The organism is Paenibacillus lactis (assembly GCF_017873605.1).
GTDB lineage: Bacteria > Bacillota > Bacilli > Paenibacillales > Paenibacillaceae > Paenibacillus_AQ > Paenibacillus_AQ lactis.
Window position 1 is genome coordinate 111,781 of the sequence record NZ_JAGGKI010000001.1, and the last position, 23,754, is coordinate 135,534.

Consider the following 23,754-nt stretch of genomic DNA (forward strand, 5'->3'; position numbering starts at 1 on the left):
AGATTAATAGTTTTCTACCTTTTTGTATAAATCAAAAAACCATTCATGTTGGTCTAATCCTTCTCCTATAAAACGTATTAGTTTTTTTAAGTTTGATACATTCTCGTTACCATTCAGTAGATTTATTTGCAAGTTAAGATAATGGAGATCCACAGCGTAAGGGTACAATTTATGGCTATCCACAAGAATCTGCGAGGCTTCTTTATCTCTTTCCAACTCTATCAAACATAGAACTATCCACTTTGTACAAATTAGTTTCCATGATTCTTCAACATCTGGATATGTTTTTACAAAATATTGCAAGGCTTTTTCATACTCTTGTTCTGTAACTAGCCCAATTCCTTCACCTAAATATATCGAGTCTAAAGAGACTTTATCATTTGATAAAAGAGAGTACACTTTAATAAAACTATCATTATTTCTTGCCACTCTTCTCGCGGCTACCTCCCACCTTGCTATTGGATGGCCCTCAAGCCAATTGTAAATAACAGGTACGTAAATAGTATCGTCGGAGACAATATTCAATGCGCTTCTGAATTTTTGTAAGTCTTCATCAGTAAAGAATCTCTGTTCATCAATCATAATTTCCCAATCTGTTGTACACGACTTTCTTACATTGTAAGTTGAAACTAGCTGTAGATAATTCATAAGATCCAGGGTTACTTTATCCCAGTTATATTTTTTTGCGGTCTTCATGCCATTAAAAGAAAGTCTTCTTCTAAGAGAAGGACTTTCTATCACCAGTATTATTTTTGTTATAAGTTCTTCAAGATCACCGATTTGAGTTAAGATGAGATTTTTTTCATGCTCTCCATATTCTAAGACACCACTATTACGTGTTGAAATTACCGGGCAGCCCGTTGCCATGGCCTCTAAGACAGGAAGCGAAAATGATTCATACTCTGAAGCTGAAACATATACAAGAGCATCCCGAAATAACGCTGCTATTACTTCTTGAGATGGGTTTACAAAGACTTCATCTGCTAGGTTACCCCACTCTAAACTTGGCATTTTGGGATTAATCCAGAACAGTTTAAGATCCGGATAAACTGCCTTAACTTTTTCAAAAGCTTTAACTATATTATGGATACCCTTAAAGCTAAGATCCTCGTTCCCCATCATAAGAATATACTTTTCTTTAGAAGCAACACCCTCCATGTCTTCCCTAGGTTTAAAAATACTATGATTTATAGCATTTGGGATAACTACGGATTCTCTGCCGAAATTTTGTTTTATTAACGAAGACGCTTGGTTTGATACTGTCATAATGAATTTAGGTAATTTCATTTGAGTTTCTACAAAAGTCCTCAATTCATCAGATAAACGCTCAGGATGAAATAGATGTTCATCTCCTTGTTCGAAATAAACAACAGGAGCAATACCAGTCTCTATACAAGCCTGTATATGATCCCAATATGTTGCAATAATAACATCACACATCGGAATACCTTGAGCTAGGTCAATACCAAAAGGTACTTGCTTATAATCTGCCGTAATCGGATACCAATCAGGTTTGGGAAAATGAGAAATGATACAAACATCCCATCCTTGCTTGTTTAATCGGTTTGCATGCTCTAGAATAATTTTAACTCCACCGCAGACACTTACATGTGTCATAACAAACGAGATTTTTGGGTTTTTCCGGACTTCACCATTTCCAGAACGCTCAAGGATTTGTGGTTTAGCCAATGGAAGCCTAGAAACTCTGGCTAAAAGTTCTTTATTTCTTAGTGTAGCTATCATCTCTTATCTCCTTACCATCTCACTCTTACCTAATTGCATCTCTATCGTCTGTTTAGCCCATTTCGAATCAGGAAACTTATTTACCATCAATTGAAGAACATTGATTTCTTCCTCTTTGTTATAAGCACTATATATCTTCCATTGTTCAAATAATACGGGAAAGTCTGTTCTTAATTTCTCTGCCTTTTTTAAATAATACAAAGCATCATCCCAAGCCCCAAGTTTACTTAACGACTTTGAAGCTGTTATGAAAATCTCTCGATTAAGCCTCTGGCTGTTGCTCTCCACAAGTACTTCTAGTACTAAATCGTCAAACCCGAATGATTGTAATTGCTCAGCAATTAGCAGTCTCAATTGAGGATCATTAGTAGCGTTTATTAAAAGATCTAGCAGGTCATATTTATTCAAGAATATAGCATCTTTAACCAGTTGGTTCCAAATCGATAGAATGGCTTTCCCAGAAGGAACCTCGTTAACGGTTTTATTCCCTACTAAGTCTCTTAACCACTTAATTTCTTTTAAGGATAACGGTAGCTCATCTTTGAACACATTTATTAATTCTTTATTGTCAGTTGTTAAAGCTAAAAATACGACATTGTTCACCAAAAACGGATCAGTGTTTCTTTGCTCTCTGTTATTTAATAATTCTGTAACAGCTTTATCATATTTCCCTTCAACTAAGTAAACAAACACAGAGACCGGGAATAATAGTTCCAAGTTAAAAAAAGTTATGAATTCTTTTAGAAGAGGCTTTCTCTGACTGTACAGATAACTTATTAGCTCAACATATCGTTCTTTTGAAAAAGGCCAAATACTACTTATTGTTTGAAATAGATCCCTTCGGTCTACAATAGGGAAAATTGAAAGGAATATATCAAACAAGGCCAACGTATTGGGAGAAGCCTTGACCGCTAGTAAAATATAATTTTGTGCATCCTTTGGATTACCAAGCATTACACTGATTTCTGCCAGTTTAGCCTGCGCCAAATAGGAGCCTGTTCCATCATAGTGTTGGACCAGCTTACTAGCGTTCTCCTCCCCTATCTCTAAGCATTTTTGTAAACACAACTCTGCGTCCTTTAGTAATCCCCATTCGGTATAAGTAAGACCCATTTGATACCAAAAATCTGGAACATTCTCATAAAGATTAACTGCATCTTTACCTACCCTAATCGCATCAGCGTATTGTCCCAGAGCGTGTAAACATTTCATAATATCCAGAACTACCTTAGGTGAAAACGCATAATGGCTTCCCAACGAATAGGACTTCTTAAGTGAGTTTAGTGCTTCTGAATATCTCTTATCTATGAGATACTGCATTCCTAAGTTGTAATAATTAAATGCCGTTGGTTTTTCCCTAATTTCTTTTAACAGTATATTTAAGTTTCGTTGTGTTTTTTGCTTGTTGTTAACAATATGTTTTTTATATCCCTCGTGTAAAATAACTGTAGAGAGAAAGCCTGTCTGCTCATTGCCGGTTGGAAGAACTTGTTCATGCAGGGCTCCTTGGTAACGTATTTCAGGGGTATTTCGGAATAATCTAATAAATTGATGTGTTAGATATAATCCTGAACCGAGATCATTCTTTATCCGGATATAGTAAAGGTCTTTATCTAACTTTCGCTGAAGCTCACCTTCAGGATCCTCTAATACTTCATCTGCATCAAGGTGAAGAATATAGTCTGAAGTCGCAAAATTCAGTGCATAATTTCTAGCTGCTGAAAAATCATCTACCCAATTAAAATCGTAGACGTGATTAGTAAATCTCCTGGCTATTTCCTTTGTTCTATCCGTTGATCCAGTGTCGACAATAATAATTTCCCTTACAATTCCCGAGACACTTTGAAGGCAACGTTCAAGGCAACCCTCTTCATCTTTTACAATCATACACAATGACACCGAACTCATATTCATGACTCCAAAATCCTCTCTTAGTGCAATATCTTCTGCAGTCTTTCGAAAGCAGGTTGGTAACTGTCCTTGTAACTTAATCGATAGTGGAATTCAGCTTTATCTAATTGCCTAGTTAACTCATAATAAAGCCCCAAATTGAAATGGGCCTTAAATGAGCCCACACCCTTAACAGTTTCATATTTAAAAGTTGGAGCTTCCCCAATATTAATACATTTTTCGAAAACATCAGGTATTAATTCAAATGAATTGATGTTTTTTGATTCAATTAAGCCAACTCCATACATAAAGTATAAATCGGTAAAATCGGGGAATAATTCAATCCCTAAGTTAAAAATATTTTTAAGCTCATCAAATTTCTGCAGTTTAATATTGCAATATCCCAATGTAAGCAACGCCGAACTTAAGAAATTTCTTCTCATACTCCTTAATTCAGCTTCTATAGATCTATATAAAAAATGTTCCGCTTGAACATAGTCTTTCATAACATAATAAGTTCTACCGATCTGAAACAAATTGTAGCTAGTATCAGAATCTGTACTGAGTTCGCTTAGTAGAAGTTGTAGGTTACGCTCATACTTATTTTTTTTTGATATTACCTGTGCACTATACCCAGAATGGCTCAAAATAATCCCGGTATCTATTACTCGATCGATCAAATTTCCTGAATACGTCAATTGCTCATGAATTTTACCAGTGTATCTATACCGTCTATCTCTTGGAAATAGTCTTGTGACTGAAGATGAGGAAATATCCCCGGAGACAGTCTCACTAACAATTGTGACTGAACCAGCAGATCCCTTATGTTCCTGGATATATTTGTATCGTTCTTGGATGGCACTGAGACTTCCATTTACTATGATCTCATCAGCGTCCATTACAAATATGAATGGCTGACTTGCTAGATCGAGGGAAAAATTTCTTGCATCTGAGAAACTGCCATTCCATTCTCTATTTGCCACTATAGCGCCTAATTTACGAGCAATCTCGGGTGTTTGATCCGTGGATCCTGTATCAACAACAATAATTTCGTTAACAAATGGTTTTGCTGTATTTATCGCTTTTTCTAGTAGTTCTGATTCATTCTTTACAATCATGCATAATGATAAGCCAATAGTATCCATAACTCCTCCAGTAAAGAAGGAGCAGGCAAAACGCCTACTCCTAGAGATAAAAAGAATATCATTGGTACGAATACCCGCCTACCAGTAATACAAACTGACCGTCGCTGTTTTCAACTTTAATATCCACCGGACCAGTAATTGAGCTGGCTGGTACTCGTGCCCTTACCTCCCCAGTTGAATAGAATAAAGTTTGTACATTGATGTTGTTTATATACACCTTCGTTGCGGATTCAAAATTTGTTCCTTTAATGGAAATAAAGGATCCTCCAGCTAGTGGACCAGAATTAGGAGTCACACTCGTGATTGTTGGTGCCGGCTTCTTTGGAGGAGCCTCATAAGTGAAGCCACCTATTTTTTCAGCAAATTGACCATCTTTATTAACAACTCTTACATCGACAGACCCGCTTGTACTCGAAGCCGGAACTCGACCTCGAACTTCACTTACGCTATAGAATATTGTCTGTACCTCAGTGTTGTTGATCCATACTTTTGTGCTAGCATCAAAATTCGATCCTTTAATAATAATGTAATAGCCTCCTGTCATTGCCCCTTGAGAAGGGGAAATGGATGAAATAACAGGGGCTGGTGGTGGTGGTGGACTATTGTAACCAAACCCGTTAGTTACCGTCACCTCTTGACCATCACCGTTTAATACTCGTACATCAACAGGTCCAGACTGAGATGTTTGAGGAACTCTTGCTCTTAACTCATTAGCGGAGTAAAAGAGTGTCTGTGCGGCGACATGATTAATATAAACTGTCGATGTTGAGTTAAAGTTAGTTCCTTTAATTACAATGTAGTACCCTCCTGACATATCTCCAGAATTCGGGGTAATCTGCGTTACCGTCGGCGGAGGGGGTAACAGATAGGTAAATCCGTTGGCAAGTGAAGCTTCTTGTCCATCGGTATTCACAACTTTAACAGTTACAGGTCCAGCGGTAGTGCTAGCTGGAACGACCACCCTTATTTGTGACGTTGAGTAAAACGTTGAATTGACTAGAGCATCATTAAAGTAAACTTTTGTACCGGCATTAAAGTTCGTTCCATTAACGTAACTATAATATCCTCCTGTCATAACGCCACTATCAGGGGAAAGAGAAGATAGCGTTGGTCCAGGCGGGGGAGGTGGTGCAACATAAGAAAATGCAGCAGAAGCGACTGCTGACTGATTTTCAGAATTGACCACCGCAACATCCACTGTTTTTTCTGTTGTCGATGCAGGAACCCTTCCTCTTAGCTCGCCCCCTGAATAATAAATTGTTTGGACCGGCTGGTTATCCATATGAATAACTGAGGAGCTAGTATAATTGGATCCTTTTACGACAATAAAATAGCCTCCGTCAAGGTTACCCTCTTTGGGAGTCACTGATGTTATTGTCGGAGCAGGAGGTGGTGGCGGAGCCAAATAAGTAAACGCATCAGCAGCAACGTACTCCTGTCCATCAGCATTGACAACTTTGATGTCCACGCTTTTTGAAATTGACGATGCTGGGACAGTCAATCTTATCTCTGTGCTAGAATAGTATGTTGATTGGACAAGCACATCGTCTAAATAAAGCTTTGCGGTTGAGTCAAAATTAGTTCCATAAATTCTAATAATATATCCACCTTGCATTGCTCCCTCATTTGGAGTTACAGATGTGATTGTTGGAGCTGCCTTAGGTGGTGGGGCTAAATAAGTAAAAGCTTTAGGTGCAATAGCTTCTTCACCGCTTGTATTCAATACCTTTACATCAACCACTCCACTTATACTAGATGCCGGAACAGTGGCACGTAGTTCAGTGCTGCTGTAAAATAGAGTCGCTGCTTTAACGTTATTTATAAACACCGACGAAGTACCTTCAAAATTAGTACCTTTTATCGTAACGATATACCCACCTTGCATAGTTCCTTCATTTGGAGTCACGCTACTTATAGTAGGGGTAGGCGGAGGCGGCGGACTCAAGTATTCAAAGGCTTGTGGTAATGTAGATTCTCTACCGAATTTATCTACAACTTTAACATCTACTTTACCTGGGATATTCGATTTTGGAGTAGTAAACGTTAATTCCGTACCACTATTAGATTTAATATCAACTCTTACAGAATCCAAATATAGTTCGGTAATTCCAATTAAATTAGAGCCCGTTACTTTTACCAAAGTTCCTCCGCTTTGAGGCCCTTCAACTGGAGTTAAACCATTGATCTCTGGTGGAGCCGGGAGAACATAAGTGAATGCATCAACTATAGCATCTTCTTGTCCATCAGGATTTACTACCTTTACATCAACCGTATCTGCGTTCTGCCACTGTGGAGTTCTTACTTTCAGTTGATTTCCACTATAGAAAATAACATTTTGTAGCTGTATGTCGTCAAAATAAACCTTTGCACCATTCTGAAAATACTCGCCTCTAATATCAAGCGTGAGGTTCCCGGTTACTTCACCTTTGTCAGGTGAAACACTTTCAATTACCGGCTTAGGATAAACATATTGATACCCGTAATCCAATACCGCTTCTTGACCATCAGGATTTACAACCTTCACCTTGACGGATTCCGCTTTGGCCCAACTAGGGGTTGTGACTGAAATTTCAGTATCCGAAACAAACTCAGAGGTAATCAATGTGTTGTTAAAATAAACTTTTGCCCCATTAATAAAATGGTTACCGTATATTGCTACACTTTCATTCCCTAGCGTTAGTCCTTGATTTGGGGATAAGCTTTCGACTTTAGGTCCAGGCACATAAGAAAACGCCTGATCCGCAGTTACAACCGTTTCATCTGGATTTGTTATTGTCACATCTACGGTTTGAACCGAAGCAGATGGAGGCGTATTGACCACTATTTGCTTCGATGTTGTAGAGACTACCGTTCCTGCTTGATCACCAAACTTAATTTCAGCTCCTGGAAGGAAAAAGTCCCCGGTTATTACGACTCTAGTTCCGCCCGCTAATGGACCGATATTCGGGGTAATGGAGGTCAGAACCGGATTAGCAACGTACTTGTAACCCGCTGTCGCAAACTGCCCATCCGCATTTGTTACTTTAATCGTAGTATCACCTTGGACACCTTTTGGAGCCGTAACAATCAGTTGGGTCGAATCGATATATTGAATATTTGTTGCTGAATTTGATCCAAACACAACTGTTGGATTTGGCCTAAAATGCTGACCAGAAATAACTACACTCTCCCCACCGTCGATTAACCCTCTATCCTTTACAACTGAAGTGATCTCAGGGGCAGGATACGATACTTTAATGGAAGGATGCGGAACACTAAACTGATGTGGGGCTCCGGCGTAATCCTTGTAAGTTACATTTATATCTTCTGCTCCAGTGGAAATATTCCCCGTTTTCCCACCAGTTTTATGGCGAATTTTGTAGGTCAAAGTCAACGTTTGTTCTTTTAATTCATTAAATTTGAATGTGATAGTATTTCCGTTGACTACAGGTTGAGGAATATTATGAGAATAAGAATCTGGGACAATTTCAAATTCTGAACCTACACTATCGGTTACAGTTACATCGTAAGCACTGGCTACCCCTATCTCATCAACAATGGCTTCATATATCTCTGCAAGTCCAACCGATCCCAATACAAAATGATGATGGTGAGCTGTTGTAGCCATTTCTTTCATTAACTGGTTTGGAGCGCTTGAATCTGGATTTTCATTTACTTTTAATAAGGCAATCGTATAAAATACAATTTCTTCACTTTTAGCTAAGTTTGCTTGCTCCAAGGCTTTTAACCGGGCATTTTCCACAGGGGCAGGCTCTGTTGCTTCCCCGTCAGTCAAAAGAAGTATAACCGGTTGGGCATCTGGTCGATGATTGCTTAAAAGCTCCCGCGATTTAGCAATAGCGCTTGTTGTATTTGTTCCTCCGCTAGCACGAATACCGTCGATGTAGCTTTTTAATTCATCCGGATTGTTAGAAAGATCCTTAAACTTAACATCGCTAGCAAAATCAACGATTCCGATTCGGTGTTTCGAAAAATCCACCAAGTCTATAAACCCTTTTGCGGCAGCTTTAGCGTTAGCCATTTTATCTTCGCCATTATTGTTACTTGGCAGCATACTACCGGAGCGGTCAATAATAAGTATAACATCATTTGGTTTCACAAAACTTGTGTCCCCAGAGCCTGTTACATTAAGTTGGACGTCTGTTTCACCACCCTCGAGGATTTCAGTGGGATTTACTGTTTTAGTAACCTTAACAGCCTCTGGATATCCCGCAGCTTGTGAACTAATGGGAAATTGCGTCCAAATTAGTACTGCTGCCAAAAGTATGTAAATATACTTGGCCAATGACCATTTCATTTAGCGAGCCTCCTTTTTTCTTCACTTTTTATAATCCACGAAAAAAGCATCCATTCTTTCATAATCGGATACTTTTCCGTATTGACTGGATGCATTTTTCTTTCTATTAAACTTAGTAAATTCCTCACCTAAGCCCTCTTTTTCTGATAGAATCATGCTAACGATTTGTTCATGCAACGTTTTGATCTCGATCAATTTCCCTCGGTCATGCTGTATGTTCCCCCGCTGTTGCAGTTGCGAAAAGAGAGCATCAATTTCACCGGCATTTGCCTCATAATTTTCAAATTTCGGTTCTCTTAATACCTCTTTATACAAATGTATAAGACGATCTTCAAGCGACTGGGATTCTTTCGAACTAACCATCCTCTAATTCCCTTTCCCGCTCTTCACTAAGAGAACCGCTTGTTTCCATGTCTCAAGCATCCCTTTAGCAAAATCAAGAGTCTCATCCAACAACGTCTCATCTCTATTTATGATAAATTGAGCTAAATAGTTATTGTAGAAGAGGTATAACTCCTTTAAGTTTTGAGAAATTTCATACTGCAGATCCAACGTTATAATCAATTCGTTAAAAATGCTCCTCACCTTGTGCAATACTTCGACCATTCTTTCATAGTTGCCTTGGGCGTATAGCTGCTTTGCCTTCAGTAATGACCTTACCGTTTCCTGATATAGCAAAAGAGTCAACTCTCCCGGACTCGCCGTTTCAACCTGAACTTTCAAGTATTGCAGTTGTTGTGCATTTTGCATGTCCAATCTCTCCATAGTTCTTTTTAATTGGGCTTAGAGTTCAAATCAACCGCCGAGTTGTGAAACTAGCCATGAGCTTTGTGAGTTCATTTTCTGAATGGCCTGCTCCATAGCGGCAAATTTTTTGTAATACCGAGTTTCAATATCCTTTAATTTTCGTTCCAAATCGGATTCCTTGTCGCCTAACTGCTTTAACTCTCGACCAAGTACACTGTCGTCAATAGCTTCAATAGATCCGCTACCAATTTTTTTAGTAAATTTATTAAGCTGGGCCGTAACTTCCTCATAAAGTCTATCAGCAAACCCCAGCTCTTGCCTTCTTTTCTTGATGTTTTCCGGGGTATCCGCGGGTGTATCCGAAGATTGTGTAAATAGTTGCTTCACTTCATCAAAACGGTTGTTTATCGCGTCTTGAAGTTTTGCTTCATCAATCTCCAGCTTACCGTTCTCTCTATAATCCTTTTTTACAGTGATACCAATCTGAGATAACATTTTCAATTGATCCCCGGTCGGTGTATCTAGCGGCAAATTTAAAGCCGATCGAAGAGATGAAAGTGTACCCGTGAGTAGATTGTCATTGTACAGCGTTCCGGCACGCGCCTTATTCTCCCACAATTCAATTTCCTTTTCGGACAAACTGCTTTTTTCTTCAGAAGTTAGAGGCTCATAATCGCGATTTTTTTTCGTTGTTGCAGCGGTTGAAAACAAATCAACAATTTCATTGTATTTTTCAACGAAATTTTTGATTTTATCTGCAATCCCGGATCGGTCAGTAGTGGCACTTATTGTTGCTTGTCCGCTTCCCCGGAGAGTTACTTGAACCCCATTGATCGAAACATTATTGGTGCTAGACTTAATTACATTACTTCCATTCACGGTATACTCCGCGTCCTCACCCGTTTTAGAAAGTTGAGCAGCGTCTAGGTTAAACACTTGCGCTAAAGCGTTTGTTGTTCCCTGCGGGGTTATCTCAATTTTCGAGGAAGAACCCGTTGTCGTAGAACTCAGATACAGTACGCCAGAGCTTTGATCAAAACTTGCTTTAACGCCCGTCGTTTTCGAGTTATTATTAATATCTTTTACAATAGAATCCAAAGTCGAGGTACCCGCCGTAATGGTAATATTAGCCGAACCGCTCGCCCCTGTGATGGTAACAGTCCCACCTGTTGTGACCGGATCCGAAGAGGATTGGGAGACTTTATTCCCGACAATCGTCGCTGAAGAAGCCAATTTAGTCACCGATATTGTACTTGTACTCGGATTAGCCCCTCCTGATATAATGTCCAGTACGCCGGTATTCGAAGAAGTAGCCTTTACGGTTTCAAAATTAGATTCAAAACGCAATCCATCTACAGCACTTCGAAAGGATAACAAAGCAGTATTCATTGATCGATAGTCTTCCCGTTTCCAAAGTGTGTACTGTTTCTGTTTCAATACCTTGTCCAACGGCATTCGTTCGGCTCTCATTAAGTCCTTAATCAATGAGTCCGTATCAAGTGTACCGCTAAAGCCCGTTATCCTTATAGGTCCATTTATCCCCGCCATAACGCACCTCCCTACATTTTCTCGTCCACGAACACTCCAACTTGAAGACACATGTTATACACCATATCTAATAGTTTCTCCGGCGGAATTTCGCGAATAACTTTATTAGTTTCATTTTCAACGACAGTAACCATAATGGTATTCGTCTTCTCATGCAACTTCACCTGAATATGGGTCCCCATATCAGATAGCTTCTTGTTTAATTTATCCATAAGCTCAGGAACTGTATATTCTTCCTTGTTCTTGCCGCTTACCTGCTCTGATTGACTTGAAATTGCGGAGGTAAGATTATCATTTATCCCAGGGACCTGGAATGGAAATGAAGAGTTCGGTCCAACCTTCATTAGAGCCTCCAGTTCACATCAAAAATGGTTCTATAGTAAAAAAGCCGACCGGTTTCCCGGCCGGCTTAATGTAAAGATTAACGAAGCAATTGCAGAACGCCTTGAGGCTGTTGATTCGCTTGAGCCAACATCGCTGTTGCAGCTTGCTGAAGAATATTGTTCTTCGTGAATTCGGACATTTCTTTTGCCATATCAACGTCACGAATACGAGATTCAGCAGCTTGCAGATTCTCGGAAGTCGTTCCGAGGTTATTGATCGTGTGTTCCAAACGGTTTTGAACAGCACCGAGGTCAGAACGAATCGCAGAAACCGAGTTAATAGCAGCTTGAACGGAAGCCAAGTTTGCAGCAGCTGTCGAGTTCATTTCTGCAGATCCTTGCAAGTCAGTCAGACCGGCAATATCCAAAGAAGTTGCAAGAGCAGCTTGCAGATCAAGAGTGATCGTTTCTCCGCCGTTAGCACCCACTTGGAAAATCACGGAGCTTGTAGAGCCATCAAGCAATTTTTTAGTGTTGAATTGAGTTTGCGAAGCAATCGAACCAATTTGCTCAGTAAGTTGAGCAATTTCCGAGTCGATTTTAGCAGCATCTGTTGTTGTCAATACTTCGTTCGCACCCTGTACATACAACTCAGCCATACGTTGCAGCATCGCATGAGTCTCGTTCAGTGCACCTTCAGCTGTTTGGATCAGGGAAATACCGTCCAAAGCATTCTTGGAAGCTTGCTCCAAACCACGGATCTGATTGCGCATTTTCTCGGAGATTGCCAGACCAGCAGCATCGTCAGCTGCACGGTTGATTCTGTAACCGGAAGACAATTTCTCCAGAGATTTGCCTTGTTGTGTGTTGTTGAAAGACAATTGGCGTTGCGTGTTGTAAGAGCTGATATTGTGGTTAATACGCATGATAAAATTCCTCCTTGGAATGTGTTGGTGATTCGCATCCATGCTTCACCCATTTGTGATCGAGACCATAGCGTTCGGCCGTCACTGCTACGTCTTTCGACCAACTATTATATTTATCGGCGTTTTAACCTCAATGTTTATAGCATATTGATATTTTTTAATAGATTTTTTATTCCCTTTTTTGTGCTGCTACTTGATTTAAAATATTCTGGATGTCTGTGTTAAACTCTATAGCATGCTGATTCTGCTGTTTAATTGCCTCATAAATTTCTTCTCGATAAATCGTAACATTCGAAGGCGCATCGATACCGATCCGGACCTGATCTCCGTTGATTTCAATGACGGAGAGGACGATATTATCATTGATCATAATTTTTTGCCCCTTATTTCGCGACAGGATTAACATCAGACCCCTCTCCTTTCTTCCCTCCCAACAGCGGTTGTTTGGTTGTATAGTTTCCATGATCCAAAATGATCTGGGCAGCGATGTTTCTGGCTTTGTTCAGTACGATCGGAGCCTTTAAGTTACAGGTAATATCTTCAGCAGAACGGACGGTTACGATCACCATCACCTGAACCTCCTCCTCGCTTTGCACCCCCAAAGCTTCAATCCAATGAGGGTCCAGTTGAAATTCATACTCCTTGAAAAAAGCAAACGGGTCCGTCACGATAAACGTCAAATTTTCATCCTCAATGGATTGCAAAAATTCGAACGGATGTTGATTACCCTCAGATTGAATGATCACGTAGTTATGCAAGTCATTAAAGCCTAGTATAGGTCCTATAAAGGTTATTAATTGTTCTTCATCGATTTGGATAGGCCCAAATCTCTTGGTATTAACAATCATGCCTTCCGATCCTCCCTTTCTAACAACAATAGCTATAATGACACCTGTCCATTATAGCTATTGTATACCTGTCGTCAGACAACTGCATCCAGCTGTTTGCCCGTCGCAGACATAAATATAAAATTTTGATGAACCAAATACGGATTGACCTTGCCGGGATAGTAATCAATGATCGGCTTATGGGTCTCGGGATTAAAGGTAATTCCGCCCGGCGTGTAATTTGTATGCACTTGGCCCGGTATATAAGTAACATCCACATTGTCGTACCCCGGCTCCCCCGTAACCTCAACTCTCGGCCGATCTCCAAATACGCTGTCCCTTGCAATCTCTGCAAATGCGTTGCCGCCTTCATGAAAAGCCATCATTCGATCCCCGTTACGGGCAATATCTGCGATATTATGCATGGAGATTTGAAGAGAAGATTGCGACACACGATCCGTCATCTCCTCGAATCGGGCCTTGCCGAGTGCAGACCAAGCCTTTCTCGAATCAATCTCTAATACAGGACTAGTCCTCTCCATCTCAAGTTGACCGCGCTGCTGCTTCATGTTAAGTGATGGTCTTGGCTGCTCGATGCTTTGTTGCCCCTTGGTTATTTCAAGACCGATTATTGAATATCCTTGCTGAATCTGAATACGGGGAATATTCATTGGTATTCCCCCTTATCTTAGGAAGTCCATTAAGCTCGGACGAATAATCCGGGCCATCGTATCCAGTGATGCCTGATAAATACTTTCCGATGTTTTCAGGTCAATAATGACCTTGGAAATATCGGCGTCCTCCACCTTAGACTGGAGATCCATATAGTTAATATTCAAATCGCCTAGCCGACTGAGTGTAAACTCCAACCGATTCTGCTTTCCTCCCATTTCGGCCTGGGCCGTAATGGTTGTCTCCAAGTTTTTTTGCAAAGCCGGGATAGCATTCTGAATGCCAGCCGTATCATCTGCGAGCAGGGCCTTTTTCAGGTTATCCACGACGGTAAATATACCGGATGGGTCACCGTGAGCACCGAATACTTGCTCTCCGAGCGTATTAACAGAGACAGTAATCCCCGCACCAACCTGATACCTTACTTCACCGTCGTCTAGCTTATAAGCCGTTGCAATCGGGTCATCCGGAAATGGTTTCTGATCGGTCCGTTCTCCGTTAAAGATATACTTCCCTTTAAATTGGGAATTCCCAAGAGATATCAGCTGTTGATAGAGCTGCTCTACTTCAGCTGCTATATTTTCTCGTGCATCTTTCGGTACTGTATCCGTTCCACCTTGAACGGCTAACTCCGATAACCTCTGAACAATCTGCGTAACCTCAGTCAAAACCGTATCTCCGTACTTGAGCCAAGCATCTGCGTCATCCGCATTTTGCTCAAACTGAGTTGTCGCAGTAATTTGGCTGCGGTATTGCAGAGCGCTAGCTACGCCAACCGGATCGTCGGAAGGACGATTGATCCGGCGCTGGGTCATCATCTGCTCCTGGTATTTGTCCAGGCGTTTATAGTTACCCTGCAGGCCGCTCATCATGGTGCTAGTCATCATGGATTGCGTTATCCGCATCGTTCATTCCTCCTATCTGCCGACGATGCCGGTGCTGTTGATTAATTTATCCAGCATCTCGTCGATTGTCGTAACAACGCGCGCGGACGCGCTATAAGCATGCTGGAAGCGAATAAGATCGGACATTTCTTCATCAAGCGAGACGCTGCTGATCGACATACGGAGCGTGTCGGCGTGCTCTACAAGCAATCCCCCGTTCTCCACCATTTTCTTAGCGTTACTGCTGTCCGTACCTAATTTGGAAATGACCGACTGCAAATATCCTTCAAAACTTGTAACATCCGTTACGCCGCCGTTATTGTTGTTCGGGTTAAAGCTGAATGTGCGTTCCGACAAGCCGGCGATCAATAAGGCCATACCGCCATTTCCCTTTAGAACGACTTCGGCCGTACTGCCGTCCGGGTTTGTCTTCATCTCCGTCCGTAGGGACGCTGCGATATTTTTCAAATCCGCTTGAATGGTGGTGCTTAATCTCATGTTCCCCGCTGTAATCGGTCCGCCGTCTGCCGACACGAAGAAATCCGTCCCTGCGGTTGCCGGTTCATTCAATGTATAACCCAGCTTATGCAGTCCGTTGAGACCATCCACCGTATGCTTCGTGTCTTGGGCCAGCTTGCGCGGATTGGTTGGATCCATCACCGCATTCGGGATCGAGACACCTGGAGGCAGAATCGTGCCTGCCGGAAGTGTTACTTCCACTTTTCCGGTCGCGAGCGTATTTGCCATAATGTTAAGCTGGTTGATGTACGTTTCAACATGAACATCGCGGGACGTAACGTAGCCGGCAATCTCACCGCCCGTTAACGTAGTAGCAATCGCTGCGGTTACCGGGGTCGACGCCATATCATCAACTACGACCTGGTTTCCGAACGTCACCTGATACACATCGCCCGTTTCGGTCACGCTGACATTACCGAGAACGGAGAGCTGATCGACCAGTAAGTCCCGCTTATCTCTCAGGTCATTCGCGTTGTCGCCAAGACCCTCGATCCGTTTAATGCTTCGCGTCAGCTCCGCAATCTGATCGATATAATTGTTAGCTTCCTCCACCTTGGTGTCGATGCGGGAAGTCAAATTGTTTCGAAGCGTATCCAGTTGGGAGTATATGTGGTTAAACGTCTCCGTCAATGCGATCGCTTTCTGCTGAACGGCCATGCGGGCCGATAAATCCGTATCGCTCGGATTTTTGCTCAGCGTCTGCCATGCAGTCCAGAACTCTGCAACGCTTGCGCTTAAACTGCTCTCCGAAGGTTCGTTGAAAATCCCCTCGATATTCGAAAGCGTCTCCTGCTGAACGTTCCATGTTGACAAATTCGTGTTTTGATTCCGATATTCAATATCCAGTAGATAATCGCGTACCCGCCGGATGCTCTCAGCTTCCACGCCCATACCGAGCTGGCCCGCTGCCTGCGAGCGCTGCATTCCCGGAAAGGCAATCGGGTTAGATGCAACCAGACGTGTCGTCTGCCGGGAATAACCAGGGGTATTCGCATTCGTTACGTTATGGCCGGCCGTGTTAATCGCAGCCTGCTGGGCAATCAAGCCCCGTTTTCCGATTTCGAGCAAATGAAATGTAGATCTCATCGTACCTATTCCTTTCTTCTTATGCCCTGGTATCAAACATGCTTCGGACTTTGCCTGCCGTACTCGGCTGGTTCGGATTCTGATATAGCATGTCATCTTCTGGACGGCTGACCAGCAGATTCAGGCTGTAGTCTATAAATGCAAGGGACTGTTCAATCAGTTCCCGGTTGATCTGATTCAATTCCTTAAGCTCCGTCAGCCTGTCCATTAATTGACGTTGTACATCCAGCAGCTCCGTCTTCTCATCCGGGTTAAATACAAGACGAGTCATTTCAGTAACCGTCAGCTGAAGCTGGGAGCGGATGCCCTTCTCGCGCAAAAAATCCTCTGCAGCGCCTTGTCGCAGCGCTTCCGTTTCCGCCACCTGCTTCAGCAGGCGGTTCTCCCTGTTCATGACTGCTGCCAGGCGTTCCACATCGTTCGCTATAATGGCTTGCTTCTTATCATTCCCCGCCTCGATCAGCTGCCGGTGCAGCTCGTCCTGACGCTTCATATAATCAATAATGGATCTTGCACTCACTTGGATTCACCCGATTTATTGTAGGTTTGAAAATACGGGAGCAATTTATCTACAAGACGGTCTGCCGGCACTTCATAGGTGCCGTTAGATACGGCTTCCTTCAAGCGCTGGATTTTCTTTGCGCGCTCCGGATCCTGTACCTTGCTTTGTGCGCTCAGTTCCATCGCCTCCGGTGAAATCGATACTTCGTCTTTCTTGCGTTTCTTCTTATCGATATGCTGTAGCTCCCGAGATTCTATATTCCGTTGATACGAATTGACGCCGTTCACGCGTCCCGATTCGTTAATCTTCACGTTCAATCACCTCACTTAAAATAAAAAACCGATAAGCTTTACTAAGTTTATCGGTACGAAATGGAGCATAGTTAATAGTTCAAAAGTTAGTATTTACGCAGTTTATCGACTGCGCGATAAGTCTCTTTTCCTTTGCCGGACCCGGGCTGATGTTCCTGGTCGGTCTCAGCCGCTTGACGAAGCTCCCGCGTCAGTCTTGTCCTGCAGGACTCGCACATATTGCTCTCACGGATCAGCGTGCCGCATACCTCGCACGGATAAGCCATGTTGGGCGCATTGGCAATCGATATCCGGCCTTCCCTGATAAACCGGGTAATCTGGCGGATCGAAACCTCTGTCGCCTCTGATACTTCATGGATCGTCGCGCCTTTCTGCTCCCGCAAAAAAGTAGCGCATTTCTCGTATTCCTTCTCAATCTCTTTCAAGCATTCCGAACACATATCCCGAAAATTCAATGCATACAATCTGCCGCACCGAGGGCAATTCCCCAGATTCATGCTAAACGACCTCCATGCTTATCTAGAACCTTTGATACCCCTAGATTACATGATATCAGGCCTTACGTCTATCTTCCGAATATAGAAATCATGAGATTTCCCATGCGCTCCATTCTAACCTCTTAAGATCGGGCCCAAGTTAAGCAATAAACTTCTATCGGTTGACCCAGGGCTTTTTCATGTTTTCGCAACGCCTCCGCGCAGGCGTGGACCGTGCTCCCGGTAGTATAAATATCATCGATTAACAAAACGCGAAGTGGAAGCAGCGCATCATTGCTCCTGTCCAGGACCATGTTCATCCGCTTCTCCGCTGAAGCTGCTGCGAGAGCCCGAGACAAAAGCTCGATTGCATGCGGGCGCGTAACAAATGCGTCCTCCATATCCCTCATTCGATCCATTCGGGTTTTAAAGCTCTGCTTATCGGTATGCCTTTTCCGCTGAAGCAGGCGAAGATACGGCACCTTTATCTGCCGGGCGAGTTCCGTTGCCATCACCTCTGCCTGATTAAACCCCCGTTCCCGAAGCCGGACATCGCTGACCGGAACCGAAGTTACGGCATGGACCATCCAGCGGCTCATCTGCCCGACCCGAAGATGACGATTACGTCCCTCAGGGCTGAGCTCCCGCTCCATAAGCGCATAAGCCCGGGCCAGCATTCCCGCCAACAAACCGGCATACCGTTCATTTCCCCGATATTTGTATTGGGCCAGCCATTCGCGCATCAGCCCATTATACATAACCGCGCTCCGATTCAGGACAAAAGCCCGTTCGTTCGGCCCTGTACGGCTGCAATCCGGACACCCGATCGCCCTCCCGCAGGCCAAGCAGCGGGGACGGACGATCCAAGGAATCGCTCTGGCACAGGCATCGCATATGCCGGCGAACTCCCGGTTTAATGGAGCGTTCTTCCCGCAGGCAAAGCAAATCTGTGCAGCCGTGCCCAAAAAGCCGTGAGCCTTATCCAGAATCTGTTTGAGGGAGTGCAAAATCACATCGATCGTCTCCTTCCAAAAAAATCGGTTCATGCACGCATCCGTTCACGTAAAATCCCTATCTAAACTCTATCCGCAGGTAACCCCCTTTACCCGCAATCCGGTTCATCTGCTTGATCTGGCGTACGGCCAGGCTTTGGCTCCGGGTCCATTGCGGAGCGGCGAACACCACACGCCCCGCCGGGTCATCCTTCGATCGCCCTGCCCGTCCTGCCATTTGGATGAGCGCGGCCTCGTCAAACAGATCGCTGTTGGCATCCACGATGTAGACGTCGCTCTTCGGTACCGTTACGCCCCGCTCGAGAATCGTTGTCGTGACTAGCAGCCGAATCTCCCTTTGGCGAAAAGCCATGACCTTGTCCGCACGCGCGGGATCGACGGAAGACGTTCCTTCCATCGGCATATCCGGCATCGATTGCTGCAGCAGCTCGAGGAAGGGGGCGATATGGCGGATCCGGGAGACGAACAGGAACACCTGAGCCCCGCGCGACAACGAAGCTCTCAAGCTGCGCACCAAGGGGAGCGGCAGCCGGCGCTGCTGCAAACAGCGGTGCACCGGAAAGATCTTTAGCTTGCGAGGAACCGGCAGCGGATGTCCATGGAAACGGGCCGGAACCTTGGCATGGGGCAATCGTCCCCTGGCAGCCTCCCGTTGGAGAGGAGCAGGAGGCGTCGCCGACAAGTAAATGTATTTGCCCTCTTTCTTGCAAGCATTCCGGGCGGCATAAGCCAGCATCGGGTCGTTATGGTAGGGAAAGGCATCGATCTCATCAATAACCACGAGATCGAACGCCTCCCGAAATCGTAACAGCTGATGCGTTGTTGCCAGGGTGATGCTCCCCCGTTTCCATCGCTCGGGGCTGCCGCCATACAGCGTAATGACCTGCTCGTCCGGAAAAGCCTTGGACAACCGCGGGGCCAGCTCCAGCACGACATCACGTCTGGGGGCCGCAACCAGAACGCGGCCACCCGCGTCCAATACGGCTTGTAGCAGCGGAAAGATCATCTCGGTCTTTCCGGCGCCGGTGACCGCCCAGATGAGAAACCGGGCGGGCCCCGCGGAGCTCCCTACGGGCGGCTCCGCCAAGAACCGCAGCGCAGCGCCGGCGGCGGCGCTCTGCGCTGCACTCAGCCCCCATCGGCCCAAGGCCGCGGTGGGGGAACCCCCGGCCGTGCCCCGCACGGCCGGCCCTGCTGCGCCATGCAGCAGCAGGGTGCAAGCGCGGCTGCGCCCCATCGCGAGGCAGGCCTCGCAATAGGCGCAAGCCGCCGAGCCGCACGCGGCGCATGCCGTGCGGCTTCGGGCCTCGCTGCCGCATCGCCGGCAGCGAGGGGCCATGGCCCGGCCGCGGCGGAGCCGGCCGGGCGGCACCCGCGGGGCGGGCTGCGCCAGCCCCGCTTCCATGCGCAGGCGGCCCAGCAGGACGCCGAGCTGGGCCGCGGAGCGCCAGCCGCCGGTGCCCCCGGCGGCTTCCGTCAGAAGAGCCTCGATCTCGCCGGCAAGCAAGGCTCGGCCCTCGATGGCGCAGATAAGCTGCTCAGCCTGCCTCATCAGCGCCTTCCATTCCTCGCTGCCCCTTGGCGTCCAGCCGGACAGCACTGCACGCTCGTCGAGCACGCGAACATCCTGCGTGACGGTCCTCCATCTCGCTTGATTCCGCTCGGGCTCCTCGCTGATGTAGCTTGCAATTTTTTTATCCACATAGCCCTGCCACTCGTCTCCCCCCCATTGATCCATTTCTTGAAGCGGTCTGAACGTATCCCGGATCACGGCGGCCCACCCCAGAGGGATCGAAGAAGCAAGGATAACCATACGATGCGGACGGTCGCTGATCTCTCTTTGCCCCTCTCCGTCTCCATACCACCATTGCAAATCCACCTGCATATCGAGTGAGAGATAGCATCGCCATGCATCCGTTGTCCGGACAGCATATACAATCATCTGCATATCCACAAACCCTCCATTTTCCACCGCTAAAGTTTCTGATAAATCCAAACCACGACGAGGAATCATCCATGCAAAAACTCGAGCCATATTAGAGATCGTAAATTCCATTCCACGCCTATTCCACCGGAAGGCATTTGCCATCCCCCATCTTCACTGTACCGAGCGAGGCATGCAGCGAGTGATGCTTGGCGTTGCCGCCAGGCAGATTGTATGTATACCATTCGCAGACGCGTGACCAGAGCATCAGCAGCCTGAATTTTCTCCCCAACGCAAAAAAGCACCCTCCTTCCATCTGGAATCGGAGTGTGCTTCACGCCTCTTGTGTTCGTATTCTATTCCAAAGCATCTTGGGACGAGTCGGCATCTTGATCGTTCATCCTTGGACATAAGGAATCCGGATCGCCTCGAGCGGGTTGCGCAGATCGATCGTCATGATCGGGGGGTCCCCCGACTCCCCATTGGTGTCAGATAAGGACGAATTGCCGGAGCGCCAAGTTCCGTACACCAGCTCAATGCCGGACATAGGCGTTAATCGTTCAACAATCCGCAACGTATCGTCATGCGACTGGTCATCAAGGACGGTGACGCGAATCCGCGTCCCGCTCATCAGAGCATATAATGAAAGGGCTCTCAAGTACCATTCCACCTGCCGCTCATGGTTGGACGTGATCAGCACGTAATGCATGCGCCGCTTGGTGTCTTTTCCGTTTCTACGTAGATGGCGAGCGTGAATAATATGAACCAGAAGGGCAGCGATGCCGTACACCGCAAGGATCCACAGCAAATGGGCAACCATGAGGCTCACCTCCTTCTCATATCCACACTATATGCCGATATGGAAGGGACGGTGACAGTATGTAACGAACAGCCCACACCGAAGCCTGCCGTGGCGGCTCAAAAGGCGTTCGCTTTCCGTTAAGAAAGGAATCCGCCCAGGCAGCCCTCCTAAGTTATACTCGTCCATGCGCTCCAAATGAGCGAAAATTACAGCGTTACCCAGCCATATTTAATGGAGTTGATAACGGCTTGCGTACGGTCGTCAACCTCCATCTTCTGCAAAATGCTGCTGACGTGGTTTTTAACCGTTTTTTCGCTAATGAACAGATATTCACCAATCATCTTGTTGCTCTTGCCCTCGGCCATCAGTCTCAGCACTTCGGCTTCGCGGCGTGTCAGCGGATTATTCTCCCCTGCCACAAATTTGACGCCCGCCTCGCGTGTACCGCTCTCAGCCATGGCGCCTGCCTCGTTCACGTAGGTCATGCGGCGGAGCTGGTGAATCAGTTTGCCTGTCACCTTCGGATGGATAAACGCATATCCTTCATGTACGGAACGAATGGCGTTGATCAGCGATTCAGCCTCCATATCCTTCAAGAGATATCCGTTAGCTCCTTTGCGAAGCGTCTCGAACACGTAGCTCTCGTCGTCATGAATGGAAAGAATGATGACCTTGATCTCCGGGAACATTTCACGCAGCTTTTCGGTTGCTTGAACACCGTTCTCGGTCGGCATATTGATGTCCATCAATACGATATCCGGCTTCACTTCGTTGCAGAACTCCAGCACCTGGATGCCGTCTCCGCATTCGCCGATGACGTCGATGTCGTCCTCCATATTTAAAATGCGCTTGAGACCCTCCCTAAATAACTGGTGGTCATCCGCTAATAAAACTTTAATCAGTGTATTCTCGTTTTCTAAGTGTTCCATCCCATTACTCCTTTCCCTTTTCTACGTTCGTCGGGATATGAATGATGATCTTCGTCCCTTGATTCTCGGCAGATTCGATCTCCATTCTCCCTTCGAGCAGCTCTACCCTCTCCCGCATGCCAATTAACCCAAAGTGGTCCTTGCTCTTCTGTTCCAGCAAGTCGACATTGAATCCCAGGCCATTGTCCTGTACGACAATCTTGACCAATTGGGCCTGGTACGTAATTTCCACCAATACATAAGTCGGGTAAGCATGTTTTGCAGCATTCGTAAGTGCTTCCTGCACCAAACGGTAGATGGCCGCCTCCATCGCAGAAGAGAGACGATGCTCTTTCCCCCGTGTTTCGAAGATCGTGCGGATTTTGGATTTTTCTTCAAAATCATGCACATATTTACGCAGCGTGGGAATTAATCCTAGATCATCGAGTGCCATTGGACGCAGATTAAAAATAACCTTTCGCATTTCCTCCAGGCTAGAGCGAACCTGCCCCTTCAAATCTACTATTTCGTCCTGCACCATCTTAAATTCCTGCTTAGCTAGCATTCTTTCTACAATTTCCGTCCTAAGAACCAGATTGGCAAGCAACTGTGCAGGACCATCGTGAATTTCCCGGGATATCCGTTTGCGTTCTTCTTCCTGGGCCAGGATAATTTTCAGACCGATGACCTGCCGGTTCTTCGCAGATTCGATAATGCGGGACACCTGCCCCAGCTCACCGGACAAGTACTCCAGCACCACGCCCATCTGGGATCCGATCGATTCGGCTCGTTCGACGGAATTCTCCACGTTGCGGACGCGCTTTTGCAGCTCATCCCGTCTTGCCTTCAGATACATTTCCTTCTCCCGGTAGATCATGAGATCCAGCTGCAGCTGTGTCGCCTTCTCGTACGCCTGCTTGATATCCTCTTCCTTATACCGGACGAAATCCCGGCTGACTTCCGTCAGCCGGATCCGGGAACGGCGATAGTTCAGTTCGAGCTGGTCCACTTTCTCCAAGGTTTCCGTCGTTTCCTTCAAAGTCCGCTTTAGTTCCTGATTCAGAGACACGAGCTCCTGCCGAGACGCCTCCAAAATTTCGAACATCTGGTATTTGCTGTCCTCCATCACTTTGATGGCATTCTTTATGACACGGTCGATGGCATCGGCTTGATAATCCACGCACTCTACTCCATTTCTAACGTTTCATATA

At 45.4% G+C, this 23,754-nt stretch carries 23 protein-coding genes; all 23 read right to left on the minus strand.

All coding sequences use genetic code 11. The annotated features are described in order from the left end of the window. Nucleotides 1-3: 3 nt before the first annotated feature. The 23 genes from J2Z18_RS00400 to J2Z18_RS00510 all read right to left on the minus strand — a co-directional run bounded on the left by J2Z18_RS00400 (nucleotide 4) and on the right by J2Z18_RS00510 (nucleotide 23,723). Nucleotides 4-1,743, minus strand: coding sequence for a glycosyltransferase family 4 protein (locus J2Z18_RS00400; RefSeq protein ID WP_007132293.1), 1,740 nt, complete (start codon nucleotides 1,741-1,743; stop codon nucleotides 4-6). Nucleotides 1,744-1,746: 3 nt separating this feature from the next. Beyond that, entirely contained in the window at nucleotides 1,747-3,630 is a 1,884-nt protein-coding gene (locus J2Z18_RS00405; protein ID WP_167324134.1) for a glycosyltransferase, read from the minus strand. A 44-nt stretch (nucleotides 3,631-3,674) separates the two neighbouring features. Beyond that, the gene (locus J2Z18_RS00410; RefSeq protein WP_007132295.1) at nucleotides 3,675-4,778 is read right to left on the minus strand and encodes a tetratricopeptide repeat-containing glycosyltransferase family 2 protein; all 1,104 of its coding nucleotides are present in this window, start codon (nucleotides 4,776-4,778) and stop codon (nucleotides 3,675-3,677) included. Nucleotides 4,779-4,836: 58 nt separating this feature from the next. Next, on the minus strand, nucleotides 4,837-9,075 hold the full coding sequence (locus tag J2Z18_RS00415) for an IPT/TIG domain-containing protein (protein WP_007132296.1): 4,239 nt from the start codon (nucleotides 9,073-9,075) through the stop codon (nucleotides 4,837-4,839). A gap of 21 nt (nucleotides 9,076-9,096) precedes the next feature. Continuing rightward, nucleotides 9,097-9,438, minus strand: coding sequence for a hypothetical protein (locus tag J2Z18_RS00420; RefSeq protein WP_007132297.1), 342 nt, complete (start codon nucleotides 9,436-9,438; stop codon nucleotides 9,097-9,099). Between the two features lie 3 nt (nucleotides 9,439-9,441). Next, nucleotides 9,442-9,825: a flagellar export chaperone FliS gene (fliS, locus tag J2Z18_RS00425; RefSeq protein WP_007132298.1), complete on the minus strand. Its 384-nt coding sequence runs from the start codon at nucleotides 9,823-9,825 to the stop codon at nucleotides 9,442-9,444. Nucleotides 9,826-9,870: 45 nt separating this feature from the next. Further along, the gene (gene fliD / locus J2Z18_RS00430) at nucleotides 9,871-11,370 is read right to left on the minus strand and encodes a flagellar filament capping protein FliD (RefSeq protein WP_007132299.1); all 1,500 of its coding nucleotides are present in this window, start codon (nucleotides 11,368-11,370) and stop codon (nucleotides 9,871-9,873) included. 11 nt (nucleotides 11,371-11,381) lie between these two features. Next, the gene (locus J2Z18_RS00435) at nucleotides 11,382-11,714 is read right to left on the minus strand and encodes a flagellar protein FlaG (protein ID WP_007132300.1); all 333 of its coding nucleotides are present in this window, start codon (nucleotides 11,712-11,714) and stop codon (nucleotides 11,382-11,384) included. Nucleotides 11,715-11,791: 77 nt separating this feature from the next. Further along, nucleotides 11,792-12,619, minus strand: a complete 828-nt coding sequence (locus J2Z18_RS00440; RefSeq protein WP_007132301.1) for a flagellin N-terminal helical domain-containing protein — start codon at nucleotides 12,617-12,619, stop codon at nucleotides 11,792-11,794. 169 nt (nucleotides 12,620-12,788) lie between these two features. Then, on the minus strand, nucleotides 12,789-12,989 hold the full coding sequence (locus tag J2Z18_RS00445; RefSeq protein ID WP_312889535.1) for a carbon storage regulator: 201 nt from the start codon (nucleotides 12,987-12,989) through the stop codon (nucleotides 12,789-12,791). A gap of 13 nt (nucleotides 12,990-13,002) precedes the next feature. Further along, nucleotides 13,003-13,467, minus strand: a complete 465-nt coding sequence (gene fliW, locus J2Z18_RS00450; RefSeq protein WP_007132303.1) for a flagellar assembly protein FliW — start codon at nucleotides 13,465-13,467, stop codon at nucleotides 13,003-13,005. Between the two features lie 74 nt (nucleotides 13,468-13,541). Then, entirely contained in the window at nucleotides 13,542-14,117 is a 576-nt protein-coding gene (locus J2Z18_RS00455; protein WP_007132304.1) for a DUF6470 family protein, read from the minus strand. Nucleotides 14,118-14,129: 12 nt separating this feature from the next. Next, on the minus strand, nucleotides 14,130-15,023 hold the full coding sequence (gene flgL / locus J2Z18_RS00460; RefSeq protein WP_007132305.1) for a flagellar hook-associated protein FlgL: 894 nt from the start codon (nucleotides 15,021-15,023) through the stop codon (nucleotides 14,130-14,132). A gap of 12 nt (nucleotides 15,024-15,035) precedes the next feature. Then, the gene (flgK, locus tag J2Z18_RS00465; protein WP_007132306.1) at nucleotides 15,036-16,607 is read right to left on the minus strand and encodes a flagellar hook-associated protein FlgK; all 1,572 of its coding nucleotides are present in this window, start codon (nucleotides 16,605-16,607) and stop codon (nucleotides 15,036-15,038) included. 19 nt (nucleotides 16,608-16,626) lie between these two features. After that, nucleotides 16,627-17,127 carry a flagellar protein FlgN gene (locus J2Z18_RS00470; protein ID WP_007132307.1) on the minus strand — a complete coding sequence of 167 codons (501 nt, stop codon included), beginning with the start codon at nucleotides 17,125-17,127 and terminating at the stop codon, nucleotides 16,627-16,629. Further along, nucleotides 17,124-17,420: a flagellar biosynthesis anti-sigma factor FlgM gene (gene flgM / locus J2Z18_RS00475; protein WP_007132308.1), complete on the minus strand. Its 297-nt coding sequence runs from the start codon at nucleotides 17,418-17,420 to the stop codon at nucleotides 17,124-17,126. The genes J2Z18_RS00470 and flgM overlap by 4 nt, the downstream gene beginning before the upstream one ends. 86 nt (nucleotides 17,421-17,506) lie before the next feature. After that, nucleotides 17,507-17,917: a TIGR03826 family flagellar region protein gene (locus J2Z18_RS00480; protein WP_007132309.1), complete on the minus strand. Its 411-nt coding sequence runs from the start codon at nucleotides 17,915-17,917 to the stop codon at nucleotides 17,507-17,509. A 122-nt stretch (nucleotides 17,918-18,039) separates the two neighbouring features. Continuing rightward, nucleotides 18,040-18,942 (minus strand): ComFC family protein, encoded by a 903-nt coding sequence (locus J2Z18_RS00485; RefSeq protein WP_007132310.1) that lies wholly within the window; start codon nucleotides 18,940-18,942, stop codon nucleotides 18,040-18,042. A gap of 25 nt (nucleotides 18,943-18,967) precedes the next feature. Continuing rightward, nucleotides 18,968-20,857, minus strand: coding sequence for an ATP-dependent helicase ComFA (locus J2Z18_RS00490; RefSeq protein ID WP_210093989.1), 1,890 nt, complete (start codon nucleotides 20,855-20,857; stop codon nucleotides 18,968-18,970). A gap of 115 nt (nucleotides 20,858-20,972) precedes the next feature. After that, a complete protein-coding gene (locus J2Z18_RS00495; RefSeq protein ID WP_210093990.1) occupies nucleotides 20,973-21,125 on the minus strand; it encodes a hypothetical protein in 153 nt (50 codons plus the stop codon). 105 nt (nucleotides 21,126-21,230) lie between these two features. After that, the gene (locus J2Z18_RS00500) at nucleotides 21,231-21,653 is read right to left on the minus strand and encodes a hypothetical protein (RefSeq protein WP_210093991.1); all 423 of its coding nucleotides are present in this window, start codon (nucleotides 21,651-21,653) and stop codon (nucleotides 21,231-21,233) included. Nucleotides 21,654-21,841: 188 nt separating this feature from the next. Next, complete coding sequence (locus tag J2Z18_RS00505) at nucleotides 21,842-22,564, minus strand: response regulator (RefSeq protein ID WP_007133256.1); 723 nt, start codon at nucleotides 22,562-22,564, stop codon at nucleotides 21,842-21,844. A gap of 4 nt (nucleotides 22,565-22,568) precedes the next feature. Beyond that, nucleotides 22,569-23,723: a sensor histidine kinase gene (locus J2Z18_RS00510; RefSeq protein WP_007133257.1), complete on the minus strand. Its 1,155-nt coding sequence runs from the start codon at nucleotides 23,721-23,723 to the stop codon at nucleotides 22,569-22,571. Nucleotides 23,724-23,754 lie beyond the last annotated feature (31 nt).

Excerpts from the sequence above, each read along its gene's own strand:
- J2Z18_RS00400 (WP_007132293.1), bottom strand. The coding sequence starts at position 1,743 with ATGATAGCTACACTAAGAAATAAAGAACTTTTAGCCAGAGTTTCTAGG.
- J2Z18_RS00405 (WP_167324134.1), bottom strand. The coding sequence starts at position 3,630 with ATGATTGTAAAAGATGAAGAGGGTTGCCTTGAACGTTGCCTTCAAAGT.
- J2Z18_RS00410 (WP_007132295.1), bottom strand. The coding sequence starts at position 4,778 with ATGGATACTATTGGCTTATCATTATGCATGATTGTAAAGAATGAATCA.
- J2Z18_RS00415 (WP_007132296.1), bottom strand. The coding sequence starts at position 9,075 with ATGAAATGGTCATTGGCCAAGTATATTTACATACTTTTGGCAGCAGTA.
- J2Z18_RS00420 (WP_007132297.1), bottom strand. The coding sequence starts at position 9,438 with ATGGTTAGTTCGAAAGAATCCCAGTCGCTTGAAGATCGTCTTATACAT.
- fliS (WP_007132298.1), bottom strand. The coding sequence starts at position 9,825 with ATGCAAAATGCACAACAACTGCAATACTTGAAAGTTCAGGTTGAAACG.
- fliD (WP_007132299.1), bottom strand. The coding sequence starts at position 11,370 with ATGGCGGGGATAAATGGACCTATAAGGATAACGGGCTTTAGCGGTACA.
- J2Z18_RS00435 (WP_007132300.1), bottom strand. The coding sequence starts at position 11,714 with ATGAAGGTTGGACCGAACTCTTCATTTCCATTCCAGGTCCCTGGGATA.
- J2Z18_RS00440 (WP_007132301.1), bottom strand. The coding sequence starts at position 12,619 with ATGCGTATTAACCACAATATCAGCTCTTACAACACGCAACGCCAATTG.
- J2Z18_RS00445 (WP_312889535.1), bottom strand. The coding sequence starts at position 12,989 with ATGATCAATGATAATATCGTCCTCTCCGTCATTGAAATCAACGGAGAT.
- fliW (WP_007132303.1), bottom strand. The coding sequence starts at position 13,467 with ATGATTGTTAATACCAAGAGATTTGGGCCTATCCAAATCGATGAAGAA.
- J2Z18_RS00455 (WP_007132304.1), bottom strand. The coding sequence starts at position 14,117 with ATGAATATTCCCCGTATTCAGATTCAGCAAGGATATTCAATAATCGGT.
- flgL (WP_007132305.1), bottom strand. The coding sequence starts at position 15,023 with ATGCGGATAACGCAATCCATGATGACTAGCACCATGATGAGCGGCCTG.
- flgK (WP_007132306.1), bottom strand. The coding sequence starts at position 16,607 with ATGAGATCTACATTTCATTTGCTCGAAATCGGAAAACGGGGCTTGATT.
- J2Z18_RS00480 (WP_007132309.1), bottom strand. The coding sequence starts at position 17,917 with ATGAATCTGGGGAATTGCCCTCGGTGCGGCAGATTGTATGCATTGAAT.
- J2Z18_RS00485 (WP_007132310.1), bottom strand. The coding sequence starts at position 18,942 with ATGAACCGATTTTTTTGGAAGGAGACGATCGATGTGATTTTGCACTCC.
- J2Z18_RS00490 (WP_210093989.1), bottom strand. The coding sequence starts at position 20,857 with ATGCAGATGATTGTATATGCTGTCCGGACAACGGATGCATGGCGATGC.
- J2Z18_RS00500 (WP_210093991.1), bottom strand. The coding sequence starts at position 21,653 with ATGGTTGCCCATTTGCTGTGGATCCTTGCGGTGTACGGCATCGCTGCC.
- J2Z18_RS00505 (WP_007133256.1), bottom strand. The coding sequence starts at position 22,564 with ATGGAACACTTAGAAAACGAGAATACACTGATTAAAGTTTTATTAGCG.